Genomic DNA, 25160 nt, shown 5'->3' on the forward strand with positions numbered 1-25160 from the left:
ACCATGACGAGGGAACACGGCTCCTCATCTTTTGCCGCCCTTCGATACGCTCGAACAAGTTCTCGCTACTCAGTATGACAAAAGGAGTTGGAGTTTTAAAAGATATCCGTAACATGTCATGGTGAGTAGTCCCAAAGGGCGTATCGAACCATGACACCTCATTTGAATTATCGCCCTTCGATACGATTTTGCCAAAGCGCAAAATCACTCAGGACGACAAACGCTCCTGTCATGGTGAGTGTTCCCAAAGGGCGTATCGAACCATGACGCTTTGTTAAAAACCATGAATCAATACTACACCTACATTCTCAAATGTTCTGACGGTTCCTATTACACAGGTATTACAAACAATATTGACCGAAGGCTGCAAGAGCATGAAGAAGGGTTAAATGAAACTTGTTACACCTATAAAAGAAGACCGGTAAAATTAGTTAGCTGCGAGATGTTTATTGATGTAAATCAAGCTATTGCAAGAGAAAAGCAAATCAAGAAATGGTCAAGAGCAAAGAAGGAAGCATTGATAAACAGCGAATGGAATGATTTGATAAAGTTAAGTAAAAAGAAGTTTGAATAGAAAATTTATCATGCTTCGATACAATCTCACTTTGTTCGGTTACTCAGCATGACAAATTTCCCCTAAAACCATGTCTCTAAAAATCCTCTACCTTTTCACCTCTCCCTCTCTAAAAGGCTCTTCTGTACAGACCAAAGTGCTGAACCAAATAAAATATCTGAACAAAGCAGGTGCAGAATGTAGAGGAGCATTTTTTAGCACAGAGGTAATGGAAATAACTCCACTTAACGAACAGGTGGATTTGATACCTGTGGAGAAATGTGAATGGAAATATTTTAGAAAGATAGGTCAGCGCAGAAATGTAGATAAGCGATTAGAAGAATTTATTAGCAGCAGATTTTCAGAAACAGATGTCTTTTACATTCGATACGCAGGGGCAAGCAAAAAATTATATCAAATAAGCAGGCAATACGGTAGCAAAATAGTTTCTGAACATCAGTCAAAAGAGATTGATGAAATAAGAAGCTTTGAAAATCAACATCCTTTCGGAGTGCGCCCATCCAAATTGTTAAGTCGTTATCTCTATTATTGGAAACCAATATATGATGAAAGAAAATGGGGAATATTATTTGCAAAGAAAATAAAAGCAATAGTTACCGTAACTAATGAAATTGCCCTATATCAACAAACGAAAGGTTCTAAAAATGTCTTAGTATGTTCCAACGGAATAGGCGTAAATGACTATAAGCTACGCAAAATAGCTCTGTTTTCAGAACCGTTGAAGATTTTGTTTCTAAAGGGAACTTCCTCTATATCGGAATGGAATGGTTTTGAGAGATTAATATCCTCAATAGACAGAAACCCCTCAAACAAGATAAAACTTATTGTTTGCGGACATTTAATTGAGGGAGAGATACCCGAAAGAGACTATATTGAGCACAAAGGGTATCTAAACAAGGGACAACTGGATGCATTGTTTAATGAGGTTCATATTGGTGTTTCAACACTTGCACTTTACAATAAGGACTTGCAGGAAGCAGCAGTACTAAAAACAAGGGAATACATTGCAAGAGGGCTTCCCTTTATCTACGCTTATACTGACCCTGACCTAAACGAAGAAACAAACTCTTTTGCCTTGCAGTTTCCCAATGACGATAGCCTTATTGATATGCAGCAAGTAGTGGATTTTGCCAAAAAAGTTCTCTCCGACCCCGAACATCCGCAAAAGATGAGAAAATATGCAGAGAAGTATTTGGATTATGAGGTGAAGATGAAGCGATTGTTGGAAGGGATAAAGAGAATGGCAAAGTAAAGAAAGAATATAGCCTTAATCTCAATCTGATTTATGTAGCTTTGTGCCTCTGCAATAAATATGTCAAAAAAAATACCCATTCAAAAACCCTTGTCGGACGATGAATTAAAAATCATCTTAAAGCGGGTGGTGTGGGATTATAACATATCCCCCGATGACCTGTTGGCTATCTTTAAAGGAGAAATGGAAGGCAGAGGGATTGACACAGCACAGCTTCAGGCTAAATTGCTCAACGGCTATCAGTGGCATAATCTCATAAAGTGGTTTGGATATGAAACTGTGCGAACTTTTTTAAGAGATGAAGTTATCAAAGCGATATTTCCTGCATCGTACAGGCAAAAACTTTTAAATGCAAAGACAATACTACGAACATAATCTTTATCCTTTGCAGGATAAAATGCTTGCTCTGGTTGCAGATTGCAATACCCCGTTTTACCTGACGGGCGGAACTGCATTGAGCAGGTTTTATCTGCACCACCGCTATTCCGATGATTTGGATTTTTTTGTAAACTGCGATGAAAAATTCACAGAATATGTAAATAACATTGTTGAAAGGGCAAAGAAAATATTTGCGACACGAATATCCATTTCTGATACGGACTTTGCACGGATTTATATTTCCGAAGGCAAAACAGAATTAAAAGTTGAATTTATAAACGATGTTAGTTTTCATTTTGGAGATTTCGTGTACCATGGAAAATATAAAACAGATAACCCTTGAATATTCTGTCCAACAAACTGACAGCGTTATCGCGTAACGCACCAAAGGATTTTTCAAATATACTTTTTTTGTCCTTTCATTATCCCTTTAACTGGATTGAGTTATTTGATGCAGCAAAAGAGAAAGATACATGGATTAATGAAGTTTCAGCGGCAGATATACTAAATCAGTTTGACGCAGTTCGGCTTGAAAGTGTTAATTGGATTGAAGAATTTAATACAAAGCTATATAAAAACAGTTTCAAAACTATTGCAAAAGACATTCTTATGGGCGCAGACAACAGCCTCTGTGGAACAGAAAGATGAGAAAGCATGCGGAGGAATATCTGGATTGTGGGGTGAAGATGAAGCAATTGTTAGCAGAGGTAGAAAGCTTTAGAATTCAATGAGTAGTTTCTTTTACTTTGTTGACGAAGTCCGTACTCCCTTTGTCATAAACGACATTCGTAGGGTTGCGGAGAAATACGAAACAGTATATTTGTTCTCCATTGACAGATTACAGGGCAAAGAAGCCTTGCCTGAAAACGTGGTGGTTTTTGAAAATTTTATTGACTGGACACAGTTTAAGCCTTTCAGAATACTGTTCAGTAATTTCTTTTCAATTCTCACTATTTACCTAAGTGAATGTATTGCACTACAGAGATTTCTGCCATTCAAAAAATCCGTTGCGGTTTTGGCTTCCAACATATTTAAGGCAGAGCAAATAGTTCAGATACTTAGCAAACACCCCCCAACTTTCAACTTTCAACTTTCAACTTTTTACAGTTTCTGGTTCTACGACTGCATCTACCTTGCTTGGCTAAAGAAAAAAGGGAAAATCAAAACTGCCATAACAAGAGCACATGGTGGGGATTTGTATGAAGAAAGGAGTTCATTAAGTGGCAACATACTTTTTAGACATTTTCAAATGGGGTATCTTGATGGAGTTTATTCTGTATCTGGTGCCGGAACATTCTATTTGCAGAAAAAATATTCGCGTTATAAAAGAAAAATTAAGACTATTTTCTTAGGAAGTTCTTTTCATGAAAGTCTTTCACGAGCAAAGATGGAGGGAGAATTTGTGATGGTTACTTGCGCAAGAATACGCAATATTAAACGTATTCATAAAGTTGCTGAAATGTTACAGCATATAGATTTTCCTTTGATATGGTATCATATTGGAGACGAGAATTTAGAAGCGAAAAATGACACCACCATTCCTAAATATATCAAAGCTAAAGAAGAACTTAAAACGAAGGGGAATATTACCTATATCCCTTTGGGGCAAATGGAAAATGAGAGAATTTTTGAGTTTTATTCCGTAACTCCTATAAACTTGTTTGTTAGTTTGTCTCAAAATGAAGGACTTCCCATCAGCATGATGGAAGCTGCAAGCTTTGGAATTCCGGTTCTTTCTACGGATGTGGGAGGATGTAAAGAAATAGTGAATGAACAAACAGGCATACTTATTCCTTTGGAAACAGAAATGAAAGAGGTTGCAAGAATTATTACCAATTTTAAAGATTCAGCAAAGAATACAGAGGAATACAGAAAGGGAGTGAGAAAATTCTGGGAAGAGAATTTTGATGCGGAGAAGAATTATGAAAAGTTGTTTGAAGAGTTGGAATTTTAAAAGTTTTCCGTAACATGTCATGGTGAGTAGTCCCAAAGGGCGTATCGAACCATGACACCTAATTTGAATTGTCGCCCTTCGATACAATTTTGCCAAAGCGCAAAATCACTCAGGACGACAAACGCTCCTGTCATAGTGAGTGTTCTGCCATAAGCGGAACGTATCGAACCATGACGAGGGAACACGGCTCCTCATCTTTTGCCGCCCTTCGATACGCTCGAACAAGTTCTCGCTACTCAGTATGACAAAAGGAGTTGGAGTTTTAAAAGATATCCGTAACATGTCATGGTGAGTGTTCCGAAGGGCGTATCGAACCATGACACCTTGTTTGAATTATCGCCCTTCGATACAATTTTGCCAAAGCGCAAAATCACTCAGGACGACAAACGCTCCTGTCATAGTGAGTGTTCTGCCATAAGCGGAACATATCGAACCATGACGCGGGAACACGCCCTTCACCTTTTGTCGCCCTTCGATACGCTCGAACAAGTTCTCGCTACTCTGGGTGACAAAAGGAGTTGGAATTTTAAAAGTTTTCCGCAACGTGTCATGGAGAGTAGTCCCAAAGGGCGTATCGAACCATGACACCTCATTTGAATTATCGCCCTTCGATACAATTTTGCCAAAGCGCAAAATCACTCAGGACGACAAACGCTCCTGTCATGGTGAGTAGTCCCAAAGGGCGTATCGAACCATGACACCTTGTTTGAATTGTCGCCCTTCGATACAATTTTGCCAAAGCGCAAAATCACTCAGGACGACAAACGCTCCTGTCATGGTGAGTGTCATAAATTTATTTATGACTTATCGAACCATGACATTAGATAATTGACTGTATTTTAATTTAAAGTTTGAAAGAGACTATTCATTTTTTTGTTTGCCGTAATGGTTTTGGACATCAAAAAAGAGTGATGTCAATAGTTGAGAAGATTAGCACTTTTAATAAAGAAATTAAAAGTATAATTCATTGTAATCGAAGGAATTTTGAGAGAACTAAAAATTGGGATACTACTCAACATTTACTTAATAAAGAAAATGTTGCATTTGAGTTTGAGTTGATGGATGAATCTCCTGAGTATCTAGTAGGTTTGGACGAACAAAAGATTAAAATTTGGTTGGAGAAAGTGAGAAAGGTGAAAGATTTAATTAAAGGTTTGATTGTGTTGGATAATGACGTATTGCTATTGAACATTTTTGAAAATGCAATGATTATGGGGTCTTTTTTTTGGTCTAATGTGATAGATGATTCTGACAAATATTCATTCAGAACTATTGAAAAACAATTGTTGTCAAAATATAATCCGATAGTCATGGGAGTAGAATCAATTGCAATGGAGGAAACAAAGAAAAGTCCAAGATTTATGGGGTTGCCTTGGTTTGGCGATGTTAGCCAGGAAAGGCAGAATCCAATAAAGAGTAGAGAATTAATTTTGATTACAGTTGGTGGAACTGAACAAGATATTTCCAAGTATTATGAATTAGCAATGAAACTAAAAAGTAAAGGAGAGAGAGTGGTAGTGGATAATGGGATTTATAAGTACTCAAAAGGAGAAATGAGTAAATTCTCTTATTTACATGAAGATTTTATTAAAATAAAAGCAGTGTTTTGCCGCCCGGGCATAGGTATATTAGATGATTGTGTAAAATACGGAATCCCTGTGTTTACTTTGTTTGATGGAAACAATAAGGAGTTGGTTCACAATGCTAAAACAGTAGAAGGATTAGGGTGGGGTAAAGCAATTAAAAATACCTTACTTGTGGATGATATAATAAAAAAGTTTGAGAGTTCAGACTTAGAGATAATGCAGAGTCTTATTCTTAAAGAAAAATCAGGAGGAGCAGAGATTGTAGCTCAGTATATATTAAAGAAGCTTAAAGAGAAAAATGAATAATAGACATAAAATATCAACATTGTTTTGCAATAAGGATGCAACACTGTTTCAGATGTATGAGATATTTGAACAAGCGAGTAAAGACGGATTGCCTGCCGGAATTGCATTGGTTGTGTCCGAAGATAATGTATTAGTAGGAACAGTTACAGAAGGAGATATAAGAAGAGGGTTGCTAAAGTATAATGATATGAAGACTCCTATTAAACATATCATGCAAAACGACCCTATCTGTTTTCGCGATTATCTTTCTATTTCTGAAATCTTAGAAAAAATTCCTGCTGAATTAGAGAAGAGAAATCGCCAAAGCAAACGTTACTTAGGAAAAATTGTATTGGTAGATGAAGAGAAAAGACCCACTCGTGTACTAGATTATCATCAACTTTGGGAACAGAAAGTTGCCAGCCATCGCCATTTAGTGGTTGTAGGATTAGGTTATGTAGGGTTGACAATGGCATTAGTTATGGCAGATGCGGGATTTATGGTTACGGGAGTTGAGTTAGATAAAGATAAAGTTAAGCAGTTAAATAGTGGCAGTTCCTATATACATGAGCTTGGATTAGAAGATTTGCTCAAGGAAAATATTGGCAAAAATTTCAGACCTGTTTCAGAATTGCCTGAAAATGGAGATGTTTTTATTATTTCAGTAGGAACCCCCGTTATAGAATCTGAAGGTAAAGGAAAAACTTTAGAAATGCGCTATCTAGAAGATGCATGTGAGAAGATAGGGCAAAAACTGAGAACGGGTAATTTGGTGATATTACGCTCCACCGTTCCAATTGGCACTTGTAGGAATTTTGTTCTACCCAAATTAGAGGAAATAAGCGGTCTCAAATGTGGAATTGATTTTCACTTGGCTTTTGCACCCGAGCGCACAGCTGAAGGCAAGGCTCTAAAAGAATTGCGAAGTCTTCCGCAAATAATTGGGGGCTACAATTTGGATTCACAAGAAGCGACTGCCGCTATCTTCAGAGATTTAACCCCTTCTCTAGTGAGAGTGGATTCATTAGAAGTTGCAGAAATGGCAAAATTGATTAATAACTCTTTTAGGGATTATGTTTTTGCTTATTCAAATCAAATGGCAAAAATTGCTCATAAGTTCAATATCAATGTGGTGGATGTTATTAATGCCGCTAATAAAGATTATACAAGGAATCCTGTTCCCCTCCCAAGCCCTGGAGTTGGTGGACCTTGTTTAACAAAAGATCCTTTTATTTTTGCATCAGTTGCTCAAAAGTTTGATTTTGATGAATCTTTATTTGTCAATGGACGTCTAATCAATGAGTCTATGCACGAACATGTGGCAAATCAGGTTTTAAAAGAATTGAATTTAATAGGAAAAAATCCCGAAAATTCAGTTGTGTTTATTTGTGGATTGGCATTTAAGGGAAATCCAGAAACAGGGGATATTAGAAGTTCTTCTTCTATTGAAATAGCCGAAATGTTAAAAGGGAAAGTAAAGGAAATAAGAGGGTTTGACCCGGTGGCATTGGTTTCCGAAATAGAGTCCTATGGTATTATTTCAAGGACATTCGAGGAGGGATTAGAAGGGGCGGATGTCGTTATGTTTTTAAACAATCATAAGGCTTTTGAAAGTATTAATACTTTTGAAATGACAAGAAAGTTAAATGAAAATCCAATTGTGTATGACGGGTGGAATATCATTAGAAAAGCAGAAGTGTTGTCAACCCGACCTGCAACGTATATAGGGTTGAGTTATAGAGAAAGCAGTATCAGAAAATGAAAATATTGGGAGTTATACCAGCAAGAGGAGGGTCAAAAGGCGTTCCTCTGAAAAACATCAAATTATTGGATGGCAAGCCTTTGATTGAATATACAATAATGGCAGCCTTGCAATCGAATTTAGACAGAGTAATTGTAAGTACAGACAGTAAGGAAATAGCTGAAGTAGCAAAAAATGCAGGAGCAGAAGTGCCATTTCTAAGACCAGATAGTCTTGCTTCTGATTCTGCTTCGTCTATGCCTGTTGCAATCCACGCTTTGAATGAAATAGAGAAAATAACAGGGGATGTTTTTGATGCCCTAATGTTATTACAACCAACTACACCATTTAGAACAAAAACAGATATTAATGATGCTATTGAATTATTAAAGAAGAATAATACAGATAGTGTAATAAGTGTTGTTGATGTAGAAGGAACTCATCCTGCAAGGATGAAGTATTTGAAAAATGGTTTATTGATAGACCCTCCATTTTGCGAACAAAAGGAAAACCAAAATAGACAGGAATTAGAACCTATGTATATCAGAAATGGAGCAATTTATTTGACAAAAAAAGATGTATTGCTAAGTGGGACATACAAAGGCAATTCTTGTTCCGCATTGATAATGCCTCGTAATAGGTCTGTAAACATCGATACCGCTTTTGATTTTGAATATGCAGAATTGTTGAAAGTTAGTAATAAAATATGAAGCAAATTTTACATCTTGAAGCATATAATTATCCGAGTTCTGCTCTCCAAAAATTGCAAGTTTTGGGTAATTTAGTAAGTGTAAATATTTCCAGCCAAACGGAACTTGATACATTGCTTTCTGAAAAATCTTTTGATTATATTTTTACGACTATAGGCTATTATCTGGGCAAAGAGAACTTACAATCTCAGTTGGCATTAAAAGCAATAATAACACCCACTACTGGACTTAATCATCTGGATCTGGATTATCTAAATTACAGAAATATAAAGATAATCAGTTTGAAGGGAGAAGTAGATATTCTCCGCAGTGTGCAAAGCACGGCAGAGCACACATGGGCATTGTTGTTGAGTTTAATAAGAAATATATCTAAAGCGACTCTGAGTGTTAAGCAAGGAAGCTGGGACAGGGCTGTACTGTTATGTGATGAGTTAAATACAAAGACTTTAGGAATAATAGGTTTTGGACGTTTGGAGAATATCATTAGCGAGTATGCTAAAGCATTTTCTATGAAAACAATGATAACTGATATTTCTGAAGAGTCTCTAAATAATGCAATTGCCAAGGGAGTTGAAGTCGTAGATTTGTCTGCTTTATTAGCAAAATCAGATTATATCTTGCTTATGGCTTCTTATAGTAAGGAGAATGAAAATTTAATCAATGAGGAGTCTTTTTCTATCATGAAACAAACTGCATATTTTATAAATACTTCCCGAGGTGAGATGGTGGATGAAGAAGCGTTATTGAAAGCATTAAAAACAAAGAAGATAAAAGGTGCGGCATTGGATGTGTTAAGAGATGATTCATCGTGGAAATTACATGTTCCTAAAAATCATCCTTTAATTGAATATGCGAGTCTTGAAGATAACCTCCTGATAACTCCGCACATTGGAGGGTATGGGAAAGTATCCATAGAAAAAACAAGAGAATTTATAACCCGAAAATTTATTGAAAAAATAGAAAAATGAAACCTATACTTATAGCAGAATGTTGTCAAAATCATAATGGCGACAAAGAGATTTTAAAAGAGCAGATTCATACAGCTGCGGAAAATGGAGCGGACTATGTGAAAATTCAGGCAATACGGTCTAAGGAATTAACACATCGCTTGCGATTTGACGAGGGAGAGGTTGATGCCGATGGGGCTGTTAAAGTAATAAAGCGACCTTATAAACCTGAGTTGGAACGATTGCAGAAATTGGATTTAAGTCTTGATGATGAAGCTTGGTTTGTAGAAGAATGTTGGAGAGCAGGTATTGCCCCAATGACAACAGCTTTTACTAGAACTGGAGCACGAGAAATAAAAGACTTAGGGTATGAAGCCATAAAGATTGCTTCTTATGATTGTGCTTCTTATCCATTGTTAAATGAAGTAAAACAATATTGGAAAAAGGTGTTTGTTTCAACAGGAGCGACTTATGATAGTGAAATTGAAAAAGCAGCAGAAGTATTAAAAGGAGTAGATTTACATTTGTTACATTGTATAACTATTTATCCTACTCCAATGGAAGAGCTTAATCTTAGGAGAATGAATTTCCTAAGAAGATTCTCAGTGTCAGTTGGATATTCGGATCATTCGCATGTTGAGACAACAGGTCTTTGGGCAAGTAAAATAGCATTAGCTTTGGGAGCTAACAGTATAGAAAGACATTATACCGTATTAGAGAAAGATGAAACTCGTGATGGTCCGGTTTCCATAAAGCCCCATCAGTTAAAAGAATTAAGAGAATTTGCCGATAAATCCCGAATCGAACAAATGGAAATAATCAGAAGAGAATATCCTGATTGGGAGAAAACGTTAGGTAGTATAAGTCGTGATTTGTCGCACGCTGAGAAGCTAAATAGAGATTACTATAGAGGGCGTTTTGCTTCTTTAGTTGAAGGAAGACATATTTATAATTGGGAAGACGAATTATTTTAGAAGTGCTTTTTGCTACACGCTTATTAACGAAATTAGAATATGAGAAACTCATAAAAAGAAAAGTAACAACCTTTCTTTTTAATGAAATAGATTTTCCAATAGAGAGAGAGACGTCCGTATCATCATTTAATTGCACCACACAAAGAGTTCCAAGCACATGGTATTCTTGGGAGCAAAACGACAAACTGCTACAATCTTTCAAAGAGAAGTTTCCGCAGTTCTTTCAATGGAGACAATACGACTTAATCTTAGCTTTTCAAAAAGCAATGTATTGGGCAAATTTTAGAACCGGATACTTACACTATACAAAGCAACAGTTTTATGATAAAGAGGAAGTTCTGTACATAGAGCCACTGCACCCTTATAACAGACTAAAAGTTTTTGTTAAATACATAAAACAAGTCTGTGCTAAAGGAGAGAAACAATCTTCCAACCCAAACAAAGGCAAATTTATAGGGTGTCATGGTATCTTTATCAAACATGCATTTCAGCTTACTTTGTATCAGCATATAGTTGAGAAAGTGAAAGATGATAAGAGGTTTGTAATGTATGCTTTAGATGCTTCTATTAAAGAAAGATTGATGAGCATGGGAGTTGAAGAATCAAATTGTGTATTGTTATCAGGCGGAAGCAAAATATCGCAATTGCCGATAATTTCTCTTTTTGCATTAAAAGACAAAGACTGGTATGTATTAAATCAAATAATCATCCATTGGAGAGAAGTGCAAAAATGGGTGAGCATAGCCGAGCAGATAGCCGAAACAGGGATTAAAACTTTTTTAATGAATGAGGGGGAGAACGGTATTATGGGGGCGGTATTGGGCGAGGTTATGAGCAAACACGGAGTTACATCTTTTAATACAATGAATGGTACCAAGTCAGGCGAGGTGCAAGATGCTCATATTAATTTTGATAAATGGTTTGTATGGGATGAGAAGATGAAGAGACTACTTGTTGAAAGAAATAAACTACCTGCTAACAAGCTTATTGTATCTGGACATTTAATGGAAGATACTGTGGCTACCCATTCTTATCAAGATAGCTTAGGCTTGGACAAAGAATATCTGAAAGATAAGAAGGTTATATCTGTTTTTTCGGTCAGAGGAAAGAGAGAGGAGAAAATAGATACATTTAGGATGCTCTACGAGGTGGCAAAACAAGACCCTGCTATTTTTCTTCTTGTTCGTCCACATCCTTCCGAAATATCAGATGACAGTTTTTTGCCACCTAAGCACCTTGAAAATGTAAAGTGGGTATCTTATAATCAAGAAAATTCAAAGGCTACTTTATATGATCAATTGAGTATAAGTGATGTGAGTATTTGTTTTGGTTCTACCGTAGCATTAGAAAGCAAATGGTTTGGTGTTCCTTGTATTACGGTTGAAAAAAGAGACGAGAGTTTGATTTATGCGGTGGATGGGGAAGAGATTGTGCATCTGAAAGATACGAATTATTTAGAAGATACTATAACTAAGATTTTGAATGTCAAATTGCAAGACAGACCACATCATATAGCATCCGTAGCGAAAACGATTGTAGAGTGGGTAAGTGAAGGAATTTAAAGAAGAGTGACTAAAAAAGTTCTCATAATCTGTTTTACTTTTCCTCCTTATCCTGGTATTGGTGGCAGGCGTTGGGCTAAGTTTGCAAAGTATCTTGCAGAATCGGGGGTAGATGTCAGCGTTATTGCGGCAAAGAAGAAACAAGGGAGTGTTTCCTCATGGGCTTCAGATATTGAATCTTATAGAGAGAAAATAGAGTATATAAAAACGAATTATCCTCTTGTATTAACTCGAGTTCCCAAAACATTCATAGAGAAGGTTTGCTACAAGTTAGCATTGCTATATGTCAAGTTATTTACCAAGGGGAATTATTATGACCATTCTGTGTTTTGGCGTAAAAACCTACTAAAAGCAACTGAGGGAAAAATAAAACAAGGCTATAATAATATTATTGTTTCTTGTGCTCCTTTTGCTACGGCTTATTATGTGGCAGAACTGAAGGAGAAATATCCGAATATTAATTTGATAGTTGATTTTAGAGATCCCTGGACTAATAATAAAACTTCGTTTGGATTTACTACGATTAGTTCAAAAAGACTAGAAGTTGAAAAAGTAAGAGAAAGAGTCGTGGCAAATAAATCAGATTATATTTTGACAGTTTCTGATGCGATGACTGATTATTATAAATCTTTTGGTACTGAGAAAAAATGTTTAACGGTAAAGAATGGTTTTGACTATTCAGATTTTGAGTCTTTAGAAGGATGTAAAAGTCAGAATGAGAAATTAAGATTTGTTTTTGCAGGTACGTTTTATCATAAATCGCTTCATGTGTTTGAAAATTTTTGTGAATCATTGAGAGAGATTAGAGAAGAAAATGAAGATGTGTTTAATAAGTTGGAGTTTCATTTCTTTGGAGATATGCCAATGCAATTTAAAGAGATTGCAGGCGAGATTGTGTCTATTGTTTTTCATAATCGGGTTTCTCTTGAAAGTGCTTATATGGAGATTGCAAAAGGTAACTTAGCTATGCTCTTCTTAACAGATGATTTGAACCATTCATTTAGCACCAAATTCTACGAATACATTGCACTACAAAAACTAATTGCAGTCTTTTCCTCAAGAGGTGAAACGGCTTGCTATGTTGAAGAGAATAGATTGGGTTATGCTTGTGATTTAGGAAATATCAAAAACTCTCTCCTCAAAATTCACTCAGATTGGAAAAAAGGAGCATTGGTGTTTAACCAAGAGTACAACCTCTCACAACATGATGTTAAAAATATTTGCCAAGACCAGATTATTCCTTTGTTGAAGTAACTACGCACCCGGCAAACCTTTTCGCTGTTTATAGCTTTGTGTGCTCTCTTTTTCTTCGATGACTTCAATCATGTTTTGCTTATTTAGAATTATTCTAAATTTGTGCCTTTAAATAAAAACACTATGCAACACTTATTAGAAAAATACGAATACATCAGCCGTTTGCTACAGTTGGAGAAAGAAAATATTGACCGTAGAGAATTTCATAAAAAAGTAGCTCCTCTGTTATTGGAAATGGGAGCAAATAAGGAATTCTTAAAAGATGTGATTAAGAGAAACTTCTTGGATGAAGGATATCTTAACATGGAGTGGACGGGTTATAATATTCCGTTCTTCTATGTGTATGAGACAGAGCACTTTGTTCTGAAACTTCATTTGTTTCCACCGGATAAGGAGAAGAGAAATAATATTGCGGCTCATTGTATTCACCACCACAATAACTACATCATTACCACCAATGCGTTTTTTGGTTCTGGGTATGAGAGCTTCTTATTTGAAAAAAATCCACAAGTAGATTCTAAAACGCTGGATGTAGATTTGAAAATCACCAAGCATTTTCATCAAAGAGATTGGAATCCAAGTATGGTGGATAGTTGGGAGCCTCATGTGGTATTTATCCCCCAAGAGCTTTCCTCTACACTTATTATTTGGTCTCCGGACAAACGCAGGGCTACGGATAACCTCAGACAGAACCCGCTGTTTAAGTTAATTAAAAAACCCTTGAGGTGGTTTATTCATAAAACCGGAATGACTCAAACTTTTGGTATTGCAGAAGAAAAAACCTATCAATTTTATCCTAATCCTAATGGCAAAGGATTCAAAGGAATAGAGGAGAATGAATATTTTGCACCTACAAAATCAGAAAAGGGAGAGGCGGTGAATGATTATTCCGCTCAAATGATTTTTGCATTTATCCAAAGAGCAGGCTTGTTTGATGCAGAGTTTTTTGCAGAAAATAAGAACAGAATACCTGCCTATTATCACAAGTTTATAGACATGGTAGCTGTAGGAGAACCAATACAGGATGTGTATCATCGCACGGTGATCAATGTGCCTCAAAAAACATATTATAGAGAAGATGTGTTGAAGGCATCTTTGTAACTTTTATTTCACGCAAAGAACGCGGAGGTTTCACGCAAAGGACGCGGAGGTTTCACGCAAAGAATGCGGAGATTTCACGCAAAGAACGCGGAGGTTTCACGCAAAGAACGTGGAGGTTTCACGCAAAGAACGTGGAGATTTCACGCAAAGAACGCGGAGGTTTCACGCAAAGAATGCGGAGATTTCACGCAAAGAACGCGGAGATTTCACGCAAAGAACGCGGAGGTTTTACGCAAAGAATGCGGAGGTTTCACGCAAAGAACGCGGAGATACAAAAAAATGACTGAGAACGAAATTTCAAATAAGATTATTGGGATTGCAATTGATTTGCATAAATCCACAGGAGCGGGTCTGCTGGAATCTGCTTATGAAAATGCTTTGGCTTATGACCTTAGGGAGTCGGGGTTAATTGTTTCGCAACAGGTTGCACTGCCTTTTGTTTACAAAGAAGTTCAATTAGAAGTTGGATATAGAATAGATTTGTTGGTAGAAAACAAAGTCTTGGTTGAAATCAAATCAGTAGAAACCTTAGCACCGGTTCATTTTTCGCAAACTTTGACTTATCTTAAATTGTCGGGAATCAAACTCGGGTTGCTCATTAATTTCAATTCAAAATATCTGAAAGACGGAATTCACCGACTGGTAAACAATCTGTAATGTGTTTCTTTTTTACTTGCAGAAAACAGCAAGTTAAAAACTTTCCACGCTCTTTGCGAGAACATCTTTTACAATAACATACCTTAGCGCCCTTAGCGTGTCCCCCAAATTACTTTTGCGTTCTTAGGGAGAAACTTATTGCTCACAGTGAGAAAATTTATTACAAATAGCAGCCTTAGCGCCCTTAGCCTGTCCCCTAATTACTTTTGCGTTCTTAGTGAGAAAACCGTTGTCACATGAAAATCCTCTTCTATTCTCCCCACCCGACACACGACATTGTATCCGAAGTAGGATATGCCACACACCAACGCGAAACTATTATAGCGTTACAGGGTTTAGGTGTAGAAGTCATACCCGTGATATTGGGTGGAGTCACCTTGAGTGAAATGCCTTTTAAAGACGGCAAAGCATTGGAGCCAAAAGGAATCAAGGGAGTAATTAAAAAAATCATCCCACGATTTGTTTGGTTAAGCCTTAAAAACTTTGATTTGTTTGCTAAACATGACTTTAAAGCAAGAATGCGTTTAGAACAAGCCGTGATAGAACATAGCCCGGATTTGCTGTACGAAAGGTCTGAATACTTGCAGGATAGCGGGACGAAAGTTGCTCAAAAGTATGGCATCAAACATTTTATAGAAGTCAATGCTCCCTTTGTTGAAGAAATGCGTGCTATGGAGGGATGGCATGTTTGGCAGTGGTTGGCACATTTCAAAGAAAAGAAAAAATACCGTGCTGCCGATAGGGTGTTTGTAGTATCAACTGTATTAAAAGATTTTTTGGTAAAAAGGTATAAAGTCAATCCTGCCAAGATTTTGGTTTCGCCTAATCGAATAAATGAAAAATCATTTTTGCTTAAAGCTCAAAGCCCTACAAAGATTCAAGTTTCTTTTCGCGATGCAGCACCCTTGGTGGGTTTTGTAGGTTCTATCCTTCCGCATCACCATTTGGATATAATGATAGATGTTTTTGCAAAACTGAATAAAGAAAATGTAGATGTCAATTTGTTGATAGTGGGTGGAGGAAGTTTGCTTGACGAATTGAAAAGACAAGCGGAAGAAAAAGGATTGAGAGATAGAATACATTTCACAGATAGAGTGCCACATCAAGACATTCCGGCTTTGATTCAAACGATGGATATTTGTGTTATGCCTGCTTCAAATTGGTATGGTTCTCCGGTTAAGATTTTTGAATATGGAATCATGGGTAAGGCGGTTGTGGCACCTGACAATGGTCCTGTAAGCGATGTAATGGTGGACAATGAGGACGGGCTTTTGGTGCAAAATAATGTAGATGAAATAGCTACAGCAATTACAAAGTTGGTGAAAGACATAGACTTGCGTCATCGGTTGGGCGAGCATTTTCGGCAGAAGATAATACAGGGATTTACATGGAGACACGCAGCGGAAATGATTCTAAAAGAGGCAAACAAATAATTCGGTTTGCCTCTTTTTTTTGTAGCGAGTAAGTCGAATTATGCTAACAGGTGTTAGTTTATTTTTCATACTTTTGCCAACTCAAAGGGATTGAGGTTGGTTCAACACAATCTCTAAACAATGAGCAAGCATGAGAGCACTTTCAGCATATAAAAAATACGCTTACTATTTTTACAAATACGGGAGTTTAAACAAGTTAAACAATTATCTATTGAATCAACGTGAGTACAAATCTCATGTAATCAACATGAGAAGCTTGCCTTATAAGATAACAGTAGATCCCGGCAATGTATGTAATCTAAGATGTCCCGGATGCCATACCGGCATTTTACACAAAGAAAGAATAAAGCCTCAGTTTTTAACCTTAGAGAATTATAAAATTATTCTCAAAAACTTTGAGCAACATGCATTAAGCATCGCGCTTTACAATTGGGGTGAGCCGTTTATGAACAAAGAGATGTTTTCTATTATCGATTATACACGCTCAAAAAAAATTGGTAGTACGATTCACTCAAATTTCAACGTATTTGATAAAACAATGGCGGAAGAGTCGGTAAAATCAGGTTTGACCCATATCTACCTGTCTATAGATGGAAGCACCCAAGAGGCATATAGTCAATATAGGGTAAAGGGAAATATAGACAATGTGATTGACAATATTAAAATCATGGTGGAAACGCGCAAAAGGTTGAAAAGTCATTTCCCTATTCTGACATGGAAATTTCTTGTTTTTGAACATAACAAACACGAAGTTGAAGATGCCCGGAGGATGGCAAAGTCGCTGGGTTTGGATTCATTTGAGGTGTTTAATGCCGTACCTAAACTAACAGACATCTATGACCTTGCCGAACAAAATCGGAATGACCTGAATTTTATTCCCGGTCAATATGATTGTCGGAGCCTTTGGTCAAGTATTTATGTAAATCCTAATGGTGCTGTTTTGCCTTGTTCTTTAGCTTTTAGACCGGAGGAGAGTTTTGGCAATTTGTTGGAGAATTCGTTAGAAGAGGTATGGAATAATAAGAATTACACATCTGCCAGAAAGATGTTTGTTGACCCTACTTATGAAGATGTCCCATTGCCGTGCAAGGGTTGCACCTATTCTATCGGGAAAAGTTGCCATAAGATTATCAATAACAAGTTGCCGATTAAGTCTCAAGTCTGATTTGTAGAAAAATATTAATTGAACAACTTATTGATAAGGACCGCCCGGAATGGGCGGTTTTTTTTGTCTTTCATTTTGAGGTATTGATACTATTCATATTCCATTTGATTGTATAAAATTACTTTTGCACCTGCAATGAGTGAAACTGAGGAAGGTAAGAGGATTTCAAAAAAAATTGCACAAACCACAGCTTACGGAATTATTTTCAGTGTGAGTTTTTCTCATCTGTTGAATGATGCCATTCAATCTTTAATTCCTTCCATTTATCCCTTGTTGAAAGATTCCTTTCAACTCAGTTTTGCCCAAATCGGGCTTATTACCTTCACCTTTCAGTTTACAGCGAGTATGTTGCAACCCTTAGTTGGAGCCTATACAGACAAACATCCTCAGCCTTATTCACTTGCATTGGGTATGTGTGTCTCATTATTGGGATTGATTTTGATTTCTTATGCGAATAGTTTTGGACTGATATTATTATCTGTTGCGCTTATTGGTACAGGTTCATCCATTTTCCATCCGGAATCATCCAAGATAGCATATATGGCATCCGGAGGCAGGCGGGGTATGGCACAGTCGATTTTTCAGGTTGGCGGAAATACCGGCTCCGCAATCGGCCCCTTGCTTGCAGCGTTAATTGTTGTTGAATATGGCAGAAGTCATGCAATATATTTTGGTATTCTTGCATTGATTGCAATTTTTGTTTTGCTGCATGTCGGCAAATGGGCTGCTCAGCAATATGAAGACAGGATACGTGTCAACAAAAGAGTGGATGCGGGAGAACACCACCCTCATTTGACAAAACGCAAGGTATATCAGAGCATTGCTATTCTTCTGGTTCTTATTTTTTCAAAGTATATTTATTCAGCAAGTATCAGCAGTTATTATACTTTCTTTTTAATTGAAAAATTCCATGTGAGTATTCAACAATCACAGCTATTTCTCTTTGCCTATTTGCTTGCATCAGCTGTTGGAACATATCTCGGAGGTCCTTTGGGAGATAGGTATGGACGCAAGTATGTGATTTGGTTTTCTATCCTCGGAGCAGCACCATTTGCATTGTTGTTGCCCTATGTAAATCTGTTTTGGACATGTACCCTGAGTGTAGTCATAGGCTTGGTGCTGTCATCTGCATTTCCGGCTATTATTGTATATGCACAAGAACTGTTGCCCGGTAAAATCGGCATGGTATCAGGCTTGTTTTATGGATTTGCATTTGGGGTAGGAGGGATTGCGTCTGCACTTCTGGGCTTGCTGGCGGATTACAAAGACATCTACTTTGTATATTATCTCTGTTCCTTTATGCTGTTAATGGGTCTGGTAACTTGGTGGTTGCCGGATTTGAAGAAGAAATAAAAAAGCCCCAAGATTGGAGCTTTTTTGATTGTTAGTAGCGGGGACAGGACTCGAACCTGCGACCTTTGGGTTATGAGCCCAACGAGCTACCACTGCTCCACCCCGCGATTTGAGGGCACAAAGATATTGATTTTTCGCTTACTTACAAAACTTTCTTGTGTTTTGATATTAATTGTAATTTCGCTTCCTGCTAATGAATCAAAACACTATGAAAAAGATTTTTACCAATACAGGACTTTACTTAATCCCTGTGTTTTATTTTACTGCATGCAATACGCCTATGAATACAAAAGAGAATACCGATAACAATAGTTTATTGGGTTATGACAAGAATCTGATGGATACTACCGTAAGTCCTTGCGAGGATTTTTATCAATATGCTGCCGGAGGATGGATGGCAGCCAATCCTTTGCCTGCTACCGAAAGCAGATGGGGTACTTTCAATGTGTTGGATAAACAAAACAATGAAAAAATCAGAAAATTGCTCGAAGAATCCGGTAAAACAGAAGCTGCCAAAGGAAGTCCTGAACAATTGACAAGAGATTTTTTTCAATCTGCAATGGACACTGCAACCCGAGAAAAGTTAGGTGTTGCTCCTCTACAACAGTATATTGCGGCTATTGATGCGCTTACTTCTAAAGATGAAATAGCAACATTACTAGGCACATTTAACCAAAGCGGCTTACTTGGGCTTTTTAGTTTTTATGTTTACACAGATGCAAAGAATAGTGAATACAATGCAGTTTATGTAGGTCAAGGTGGCTTGGGATTACCGGACAGAGATTATTATCTAAATGAGGATGCAAATTCAAAGGAGATTAGAAATGCTTACATTGCCTATATAGCCAAGATATTAGGGTTGATTGGGGAAAAGGAAGGAACGAAAGCTGCTCAACAGGTAATGGCATTAGAAACACAGTTAGCGATGATTTCGATGTCTAAAACTGAGATGAGAGACCCTGAAAAAACATATAATAAGAAATCATATTCAGCATTTACTCAGGAGTATGCTTATTTCTCATGGGAGAAGTATTTTGCAAATGTTGGGGCGAAGGGTATCAATGAGTTGATTGTTTCTCAACCTGATTTTTTCAAACAATTAAAAAATGTTTTTGCAAAATTTTCACTTAATGACTGGAAAACTTACCTTAAATGGCAGTTAGCCAATGGATTATCCGGTTATCTCAATGCAGAAATGGTTCAAGCCGGTTTTGACTTTTATCAAACCACTTTGAGAGGAACCAAAGAAATGAAGCCACTTTGGGAAAGAGCGGTCAATATGGTAAATTCAAACTTGGGTGAACCTTTAGGACAAATGTTTGTAAAACAATATTTTAGTCCTGAGTCTAAAAAGCGAGTGAGTGAAATGGTGGAAGAACTCAGAACTGCGTTCGGTCAAAGAATCCAAAAATTGGACTGGATGAGTGCTGAAACAAAGGTAAAGGCAATGGATAAGTTGAAAGCGTTTAGTTATAAGATTGGCTATCCTGACAAGTGGAAAGATTATAGCATGGTTGAAATTTCAAAGACAAGCTTGGTTGAAAATCTTATCCATATCAACCAGCGCGAGAATGAAATAATGCTTGCAAAGATTGGTCAACCAATAGACAAAACTGAATGGGGAATGTCACCTCAGACGGTGAATGCTTATTATAACCCCACTCGCAATGAGATTGTCTTCCCTGCCGGTATTCTTCAGCCGCCTTTCTATAACCCCAATGCAGACGATGCACTGAACTATGGCGGTATCGGAGCCGTAATAGGTCATGAATTTTCACATGGATTTGATGACAAAGGCAGTAAATATGACGGTAACGGTAATTTATCGAATTGGTGGACTGAAAATGACAATGAATTGTTTAGACAGCGCACTCAAATGATTGTAAATCAGTTTAACAGTTTTGAGGTTTTGGATAGTGTTTTCATTAACGGGGAATTAACCCAGGGAGAAAACATTGCTGATTTTGCCGGCTTGACGATTGCCTATTATGCACTTAAAAACCATATAGATAAAGTAGGTAAACAAATTGCTTCTCCTGATGGATTTACATGGCAACAACGCTTCTTTATGGGTTGGGCATTGGTTTGGGCTCAAAATATTTCAGAAAAAGAGTTGAGACAGCGCATTATTACAGATCCCCATTCACCCGGTAAATACAGAGTGTTAGGACCTTTGAGCAATATGCCTGAATTTCAAGAAGCATTTGGATGTACAAAAGGAAGTAAAATGCAAGCGGATGAGACTAAAAGGGTGATTATTTGGTAGATTTGCACCATATACAATTCTTATGCTGGAAATCATTCCAAAAGAAAAGATTCTGAAAAGTGTCCGCAAGGGGTTGGTTGTACCATCCGAAAAACCTTTTGCAGATTTAGACTTAGATATACCTATCTATAATAAGTCCTTGGTCAAAAAGGAGGAATCTATCATTAAAGTCTTTTTGCAAAATGAGAATGCTTTTTTTCAGTCTTGTAGCAACAAATATGAGTTCATGAGCACACTCCACAAGTTGATTGATGCCAGAGGATGGAAAGACCCGGTATGTCAAGAAACTTTGTTGAGTGAATTGCTTAACACCAATGGTATCAATACTCATGTAAATAGCCCCACGAAAAAAAGCCCTTTTATCACAACCTGTGCAAAGGCATTGAGCAAACCCTCTGTTTTGATTTTTGATTACAGGTTTCAGTTTATTAAGAAAATCATGGCTGCACCTATTCTCATTATTGTAATGACAGAACAACAACTCAGCGTTTATTCCGAAGATAAAAGTTTTTTGCAATTAAATGCTGTGGAAAATTATACAAGATGTGCGATTCATCCGCGGGTATTGCAGGATAAGGAAGTGTATTTTTTCTTTATCAATGATAGTCTTTAAACCATGTTGTCTGCGGTAATACTTACTTTTAATGAAGAAAAACGAATTGCGGATTGTATTCGTTCAGTAAAAGATGTTGCGGATGAAGTTTGGGTTATTGACAGCCGGAGCACAGACAATACAGTTACTATTGCAGAAAATGAGGGTGCTAAAGTATGTAGTATTGAATGGAAAGGTTGGGTGCATGCACGGAATTCAGCGGTTGAATTGGTTTCCTTTGATTTTATTCTTTTTGTAGATGCAGACGAAAGACTTTCAAATGAGCTTGTCAATAGCATCAAGTTAGAGAAATCATTGCACTTTCCCCACCAAGTATATTTACTCAATCGACTCAATCATATCGGGACTCAGGCTATTGTCCATGGTGCATGGTTTCCTGACTATAAATTAAGAATGTATCATAAATCACGTGTTTCATGGCGTGGTGGTAAAGTACATGAATGGGCGGATGCGGGGACAGTAAAGCCATTTTTATTAAATGGATATCTATTGCATTATGGTTATCAATCTATAGAAGAAGTTAAGCTGAAAACAAAGAAATATGCTTCGTTAGCTTCACAATCGTTGCATCACAAACCGAAATTTATATTAACACTTAAAATGTTGTTTTCTCCTCCGGTAAGATTTGTCAGAGATTATATTATAAAGTCAGGATTTAGAGATGGGAGAGTGGGGTTTAATATAGCATTAGAGTCGGGGAGAGAAGTGTTTTTGAAATATTCAAAAGCGCTTTTTGTTAAAACTGCTTAATTTGAGAAAAGACGAGCGTAACTTGATATAGCCGGAGAAACTATAAATTCAGTTCTCAATTCTGCAACATTTTTGCAAAGCAAGTTTACTACTTTATCTTCCTGAAATAGAGTAAATTCAGAAGCCCTGTTAAAAGGAATGGTGATAATTTCATTCCCTCTCAAAATATAAATGAGGTTTCTATTGTTTAAGTGTATTTGGGTTTCATTTTCTACTTTGGTTACAAAACGACTCAGAACATCAAGAGAACAACCACCGGGAATGGTATCATTATTAATTACCAAAATAAGGAATTGATTGTTTAAAAAAAACACATCAGTTTGCAACGGTGTCCCATGATAATTCCATGTATGTAAGAAATCTTGAAAATTTTCAATGACAACGTTTTGTGTTTCTTTATCAATTACAGTAGCTGATGGATAGATTTGGACTTTAGCACTGTCGGGTAGGGTAGTGGTAAACATACACGCAAAATTAAATATTAGAACGAATCAGATTGGCAACTTCTTCAAATTCTTCTTTGGTGAACTGAGGTCTTGGATTTGAAAAATTCATATCAGAAACTGCATTCATTGGAATGAGATGAATGTGAACATGGGGTACCTCCAAACCCACAATTGAGAGTCCTACTTTCTTACAGGGAATAACTTTCTTTACTGCTAAGGCAATTTTTTTAGCAAAAGCATGTAAGCTGTTCATTTGTGATTCTGAAAGGTCAAAGTAATAATCAATTGGCTCTTTTGGAATAACTAACACATGTCCTTTCGTAACAGGCATAATATCAAGAAACGCCAGATGCTTATCATCTTCTGCAATTTTATAGCATGGAATTTCACCTTTAATAATCTTTGAAAAAATTGTTTCAGTGTGTGCCATTGTTATCTTGAGATATCAATTATTTCAAATTTAACTATTCCGGCCGGTACTGTAATTTCTGCAATATCCCCTTTGGATTTTCCAATGAGTCCGGCTCCTATCGCTGACTTTGAAGAGATTTTACCTTCTTTCAGATTTGCTTCAGACTCCGAAACAATCGTATAAACCATTTCTTTGTTTATCTTTAGATTTTTCACAGTTACCTTACTTAGTAAAGAGACCTTAGAATTGTCAAATTTGGATTCATCAATAATTCTGCTGTATGCAATCAGGTTTTCTAATTTGGCAATTTTAGCTTCTAAGAGTCCTTGTGCATCTTTTGCTGCATCATATTCTGCGTTTTCAGACAAATCACCTTTGTCGCGTGCTTCTGCAATTTGTTTACTAATATTGGGTCGTTCTACTTTCTTGAGTTGCTCCAATTCTTTTCGAAGGTTATCCATACCTTCCTTTGTTACATAATTTAATTCTGTTGCCATGTATTTTGTTTTTTTGCTACTTGTTAAAAAAAAACGTTGCACTTGCTCAGGCAAGTGCAACATTGAAATCGTAGTTGTATATTAGTTCTTATTTACTACCTTTTGAATCAATATTAATTCTTAACCCAAAAGAATGAATGCCATTGAATGGGTTAGTGGAACGATATGAATAATCAATTGCAATTGTTGATTTGTTTTCTGTATTTCCTTTTGCTGCCAAAGGTATTTCAACACTGGCACCGGCACTAAACCCTGTCAATGCATCATTTCTAGTATCATAATTAAAACCACCTTGTTGGAAGTTATACCCTGTTCTAACCATGAAGATTTCTTTGTAAGCATATTCTAATCCAATTGATGTTAAATTGGGAGAGAAGTTATTATAATTATAATTAGCTCCAATTGTCAAGCGATTGAAATATACATCTTCATCACGGTCTAACTTAATATCATAACTACCGCCAATGTGAATTAATGCAGGAAATTGTACTGCATCAGCACGAGAGAACATTGAACTCTCATATCCTGCACCTTGAATCGTTGATTTTCTTGTAAGTCCATCACCGGAAGGAGTCATGCTGGGACCGATATTTCTAAGTGAAATTCCAAATTTAATGTCGTCCTTTTTCAACTTGCTGTTCGGATTAGATGAAGTTGCATATTGAACACCGGCATCAAAACATACACCCACCATTTTCACGTCAGGAATCTGTTCTTGAATGAGTCTGGTTACAATACCGCCAGAAATAGCATCAGTAAATTTCTTTCCATAGCCAAATCCTAAATTCATGAAAGAAGGCCTGTAAGTACCCAGTCCTCCGTCAGGTTGTTGCACGGTTGTAATTTGAATATTGCCTATTTCATAAGACATTAAACTTATACCAATAACATCAGAACCACTTTTACCAATGTTTTGGGTGAAAGCTACATTGTTGATATTGATACCGGTTCCTAATAGCCAAGCAGTACGAGCAAATACAAGCTCTGTTTGTCTTGTCTTGGCAAGACCTGCCGGATTGAAATAGAATGATTCAGCTCCTCTTACTCCACTCACATTTGCATTTCCCCATCCGGAGCTTCTTGCCCATCCATTGATAGTCAATTGAGGCGCACCGGCAGTTCCAAACCTTGCAGGGTCAGATGCATTGCTTGAAGAGATTATGAATAATCCTGTACTCAATACGAGGATATTTCTAATCCTATTCTTTATTTCTAATTTTATCATTGCAAAAATCTTTTAGCTTAATAAT

At 36.9% G+C, this 25160-nt stretch carries 25 protein-coding genes and 1 tRNA gene; 21 read left to right on the forward strand and 5 right to left on the reverse strand.

Annotated elements, in window-relative coordinates; all coding sequences use genetic code 11:
- Window positions 1-283 precede the first annotated feature (283 nt).
- The 18 genes from M0R38_04370 (at window position 284) to M0R38_04455 (ending at window position 18926) form a co-directional block, all read left to right on the forward strand.
- The gene (locus M0R38_04370) at window positions 284-574 is read left to right on the forward strand and encodes a GIY-YIG nuclease family protein (GenBank protein ID MCK9480983.1); all 291 of its coding nucleotides are present in this window, start codon (window positions 284-286) and stop codon (window positions 572-574) included.
- Between the two features lie 70 nt (window positions 575-644).
- Entirely contained in the window at window positions 645-1826 is a 1182-nt protein-coding gene (locus tag M0R38_04375) for a hypothetical protein (GenBank protein MCK9480984.1), read from the forward strand.
- Window positions 1827-1886: 60 nt separating this feature from the next.
- The gene (locus tag M0R38_04380; protein ID MCK9480985.1) at window positions 1887-2201 is read left to right on the forward strand and encodes a hypothetical protein; all 315 of its coding nucleotides are present in this window, start codon (window positions 1887-1889) and stop codon (window positions 2199-2201) included.
- Window positions 2176-2547 (forward strand): nucleotidyl transferase AbiEii/AbiGii toxin family protein, encoded by a 372-nt coding sequence (locus M0R38_04385; GenBank protein MCK9480986.1) that lies wholly within the window; start codon window positions 2176-2178, stop codon window positions 2545-2547. The genes M0R38_04380 and M0R38_04385 overlap by 26 nt, the downstream gene beginning before the upstream one ends.
- The gene (locus M0R38_04390) at window positions 2544-2852 is read left to right on the forward strand and encodes a hypothetical protein (GenBank protein ID MCK9480987.1); all 309 of its coding nucleotides are present in this window, start codon (window positions 2544-2546) and stop codon (window positions 2850-2852) included. The genes M0R38_04385 and M0R38_04390 overlap by 4 nt, the downstream gene beginning before the upstream one ends.
- 79 nt (window positions 2853-2931) lie before the next feature.
- The gene (locus M0R38_04395) at window positions 2932-4158 is read left to right on the forward strand and encodes a glycosyltransferase (protein MCK9480988.1); all 1227 of its coding nucleotides are present in this window, start codon (window positions 2932-2934) and stop codon (window positions 4156-4158) included.
- An 851-nt stretch (window positions 4159-5009) separates the two neighbouring features.
- A complete protein-coding gene (locus tag M0R38_04400; protein MCK9480989.1) occupies window positions 5010-6050 on the forward strand; it encodes a hypothetical protein in 1041 nt (346 codons plus the stop codon).
- Window positions 6043-7791: a nucleotide sugar dehydrogenase gene (locus M0R38_04405; GenBank protein MCK9480990.1), complete on the forward strand. Its 1749-nt coding sequence runs from the start codon at window positions 6043-6045 to the stop codon at window positions 7789-7791. Before M0R38_04400 ends, M0R38_04405 begins: the two co-directional genes overlap by 8 nt.
- Entirely contained in the window at window positions 7788-8480 is a 693-nt protein-coding gene (locus tag M0R38_04410) for an acylneuraminate cytidylyltransferase family protein (GenBank protein ID MCK9480991.1), read from the forward strand. Before M0R38_04405 ends, M0R38_04410 begins: the two co-directional genes overlap by 4 nt.
- Window positions 8477-9448 carry a D-isomer specific 2-hydroxyacid dehydrogenase family protein gene (locus tag M0R38_04415; GenBank protein ID MCK9480992.1) on the forward strand — a complete coding sequence of 324 codons (972 nt, stop codon included), beginning with the start codon at window positions 8477-8479 and terminating at the stop codon, window positions 9446-9448. The genes M0R38_04410 and M0R38_04415 overlap by 4 nt, the downstream gene beginning before the upstream one ends.
- Window positions 9445-10401, forward strand: a complete 957-nt coding sequence (locus M0R38_04420; GenBank protein ID MCK9480993.1) for an N-acetylneuraminate synthase family protein — start codon at window positions 9445-9447, stop codon at window positions 10399-10401. The genes M0R38_04415 and M0R38_04420 overlap by 4 nt, the downstream gene beginning before the upstream one ends.
- On the forward strand, window positions 10380-11963 hold the full coding sequence (locus M0R38_04425; protein ID MCK9480994.1) for a hypothetical protein: 1584 nt from the start codon (window positions 10380-10382) through the stop codon (window positions 11961-11963). Before M0R38_04420 ends, M0R38_04425 begins: the two co-directional genes overlap by 22 nt.
- 6 nt (window positions 11964-11969) lie before the next feature.
- Window positions 11970-13217 (forward strand): hypothetical protein, encoded by a 1248-nt coding sequence (locus tag M0R38_04430; protein MCK9480995.1) that lies wholly within the window; start codon window positions 11970-11972, stop codon window positions 13215-13217.
- A 123-nt stretch (window positions 13218-13340) separates the two neighbouring features.
- Complete coding sequence (locus M0R38_04435; protein ID MCK9480996.1) at window positions 13341-14318, forward strand: hypothetical protein; 978 nt, start codon at window positions 13341-13343, stop codon at window positions 14316-14318.
- Window positions 14319-14597: 279 nt separating this feature from the next.
- On the forward strand, window positions 14598-14975 hold the full coding sequence (locus M0R38_04440; GenBank protein MCK9480997.1) for a GxxExxY protein: 378 nt from the start codon (window positions 14598-14600) through the stop codon (window positions 14973-14975).
- A 236-nt stretch (window positions 14976-15211) separates the two neighbouring features.
- The gene (locus M0R38_04445; GenBank protein MCK9480998.1) at window positions 15212-16408 is read left to right on the forward strand and encodes a glycosyltransferase family 4 protein; all 1197 of its coding nucleotides are present in this window, start codon (window positions 15212-15214) and stop codon (window positions 16406-16408) included.
- A 130-nt stretch (window positions 16409-16538) separates the two neighbouring features.
- The gene (locus tag M0R38_04450) at window positions 16539-17573 is read left to right on the forward strand and encodes a radical SAM protein (protein ID MCK9480999.1); all 1035 of its coding nucleotides are present in this window, start codon (window positions 16539-16541) and stop codon (window positions 17571-17573) included.
- Window positions 17574-17708: 135 nt separating this feature from the next.
- Window positions 17709-18926 (forward strand): MFS transporter, encoded by a 1218-nt coding sequence (locus tag M0R38_04455; protein MCK9481000.1) that lies wholly within the window; start codon window positions 17709-17711, stop codon window positions 18924-18926.
- Between the two features lie 35 nt (window positions 18927-18961).
- Here M0R38_04455 and M0R38_04460 read toward each other — a convergent pair.
- Window positions 18962-19033 (reverse strand) — tRNA-Met (locus tag M0R38_04460).
- 101 nt (window positions 19034-19134) lie between these two features.
- Between M0R38_04460 and M0R38_04465 the strand changes: the two genes are divergently transcribed.
- The 3 genes from M0R38_04465 to M0R38_04475 are packed head-to-tail and all read left to right on the forward strand — an operon-like array spanning window position 19135 to window position 22555.
- On the forward strand, window positions 19135-21192 hold the full coding sequence (locus M0R38_04465; GenBank protein MCK9481001.1) for a M13 family metallopeptidase: 2058 nt from the start codon (window positions 19135-19137) through the stop codon (window positions 21190-21192).
- Between the two features lie 22 nt (window positions 21193-21214).
- Complete coding sequence (locus M0R38_04470) at window positions 21215-21805, forward strand: hypothetical protein (protein MCK9481002.1); 591 nt, start codon at window positions 21215-21217, stop codon at window positions 21803-21805.
- Between the two features lie 3 nt (window positions 21806-21808).
- Entirely contained in the window at window positions 21809-22555 is a 747-nt protein-coding gene (locus tag M0R38_04475) for a glycosyltransferase family 2 protein (GenBank protein MCK9481003.1), read from the forward strand.
- Here the strand turns inward: M0R38_04475 and M0R38_04480 are convergent.
- From M0R38_04480 to M0R38_04495, 4 genes are all read right to left on the reverse strand, one after another.
- Entirely contained in the window at window positions 22552-23019 is a 468-nt protein-coding gene (locus M0R38_04480) for a hypothetical protein (protein MCK9481004.1), read from the reverse strand. The genes M0R38_04475 and M0R38_04480 overlap by 4 nt on opposite strands.
- 10 nt (window positions 23020-23029) lie before the next feature.
- The gene (locus M0R38_04485; GenBank protein MCK9481005.1) at window positions 23030-23431 is read right to left on the reverse strand and encodes an HIT family protein; all 402 of its coding nucleotides are present in this window, start codon (window positions 23429-23431) and stop codon (window positions 23030-23032) included.
- A 2-nt stretch (window positions 23432-23433) separates the two neighbouring features.
- Window positions 23434-23910: a transcription elongation factor GreA gene (greA, locus tag M0R38_04490; protein MCK9481006.1), complete on the reverse strand. Its 477-nt coding sequence runs from the start codon at window positions 23908-23910 to the stop codon at window positions 23434-23436.
- Window positions 23911-23998: 88 nt separating this feature from the next.
- Entirely contained in the window at window positions 23999-25135 is a 1137-nt protein-coding gene (locus M0R38_04495; protein ID MCK9481007.1) for a PorV/PorQ family protein, read from the reverse strand.
- Window positions 25136-25160 lie beyond the last annotated feature (25 nt).

This window comes from Bacteroidia bacterium (genome assembly GCA_023228875.1).
Lineage (GTDB): Bacteria > Bacteroidota > Bacteroidia > NS11-12g > UBA955 > JALOAG01.

What these genes read in the sequence shown, in the direction of transcription:
- M0R38_04485 (MCK9481005.1), bottom strand. Translation starts at nt 23,431, where the DNA reads ATGGCACACACTGAAACAATTTTTTCAAAGATTATTAAAGGTGAAATT.
- M0R38_04370 (MCK9480983.1), top strand. Translation starts at nt 284, where the DNA reads ATGAATCAATACTACACCTACATTCTCAAATGTTCTGACGGTTCCTAT.
- M0R38_04380 (MCK9480985.1), top strand. Translation starts at nt 1,887, where the DNA reads ATGTCAAAAAAAATACCCATTCAAAAACCCTTGTCGGACGATGAATTA.
- M0R38_04375 (MCK9480984.1), top strand. Translation starts at nt 645, where the DNA reads ATGTCTCTAAAAATCCTCTACCTTTTCACCTCTCCCTCTCTAAAAGGC.
- M0R38_04475 (MCK9481003.1), top strand. Translation starts at nt 21,809, where the DNA reads ATGTTGTCTGCGGTAATACTTACTTTTAATGAAGAAAAACGAATTGCG.
- M0R38_04450 (MCK9480999.1), top strand. Translation starts at nt 16,539, where the DNA reads ATGAGAGCACTTTCAGCATATAAAAAATACGCTTACTATTTTTACAAA.
- M0R38_04470 (MCK9481002.1), top strand. Translation starts at nt 21,215, where the DNA reads ATGCTGGAAATCATTCCAAAAGAAAAGATTCTGAAAAGTGTCCGCAAG.
- M0R38_04385 (MCK9480986.1), top strand. Translation starts at nt 2,176, where the DNA reads ATGCAAAGACAATACTACGAACATAATCTTTATCCTTTGCAGGATAAA.
- M0R38_04480 (MCK9481004.1), bottom strand. Translation starts at nt 23,019, where the DNA reads ATGTTTACCACTACCCTACCCGACAGTGCTAAAGTCCAAATCTATCCA.
- M0R38_04405 (MCK9480990.1), top strand. Translation starts at nt 6,043, where the DNA reads ATGAATAATAGACATAAAATATCAACATTGTTTTGCAATAAGGATGCA.
- M0R38_04395 (MCK9480988.1), top strand. Translation starts at nt 2,932, where the DNA reads ATGAGTAGTTTCTTTTACTTTGTTGACGAAGTCCGTACTCCCTTTGTC.
- M0R38_04410 (MCK9480991.1), top strand. Translation starts at nt 7,788, where the DNA reads ATGAAAATATTGGGAGTTATACCAGCAAGAGGAGGGTCAAAAGGCGTT.
- M0R38_04455 (MCK9481000.1), top strand. Translation starts at nt 17,709, where the DNA reads ATGAGTGAAACTGAGGAAGGTAAGAGGATTTCAAAAAAAATTGCACAA.
- M0R38_04445 (MCK9480998.1), top strand. Translation starts at nt 15,212, where the DNA reads ATGAAAATCCTCTTCTATTCTCCCCACCCGACACACGACATTGTATCC.
- M0R38_04440 (MCK9480997.1), top strand. Translation starts at nt 14,598, where the DNA reads ATGACTGAGAACGAAATTTCAAATAAGATTATTGGGATTGCAATTGAT.
- greA (MCK9481006.1), bottom strand. Translation starts at nt 23,910, where the DNA reads ATGGCAACAGAATTAAATTATGTAACAAAGGAAGGTATGGATAACCTT.
- M0R38_04495 (MCK9481007.1), bottom strand. Translation starts at nt 25,135, where the DNA reads ATGATAAAATTAGAAATAAAGAATAGGATTAGAAATATCCTCGTATTG.
- M0R38_04435 (MCK9480996.1), top strand. Translation starts at nt 13,341, where the DNA reads ATGCAACACTTATTAGAAAAATACGAATACATCAGCCGTTTGCTACAG.
- M0R38_04465 (MCK9481001.1), top strand. Translation starts at nt 19,135, where the DNA reads ATGAAAAAGATTTTTACCAATACAGGACTTTACTTAATCCCTGTGTTT.
- M0R38_04415 (MCK9480992.1), top strand. Translation starts at nt 8,477, where the DNA reads ATGAAGCAAATTTTACATCTTGAAGCATATAATTATCCGAGTTCTGCT.
- M0R38_04420 (MCK9480993.1), top strand. Translation starts at nt 9,445, where the DNA reads ATGAAACCTATACTTATAGCAGAATGTTGTCAAAATCATAATGGCGAC.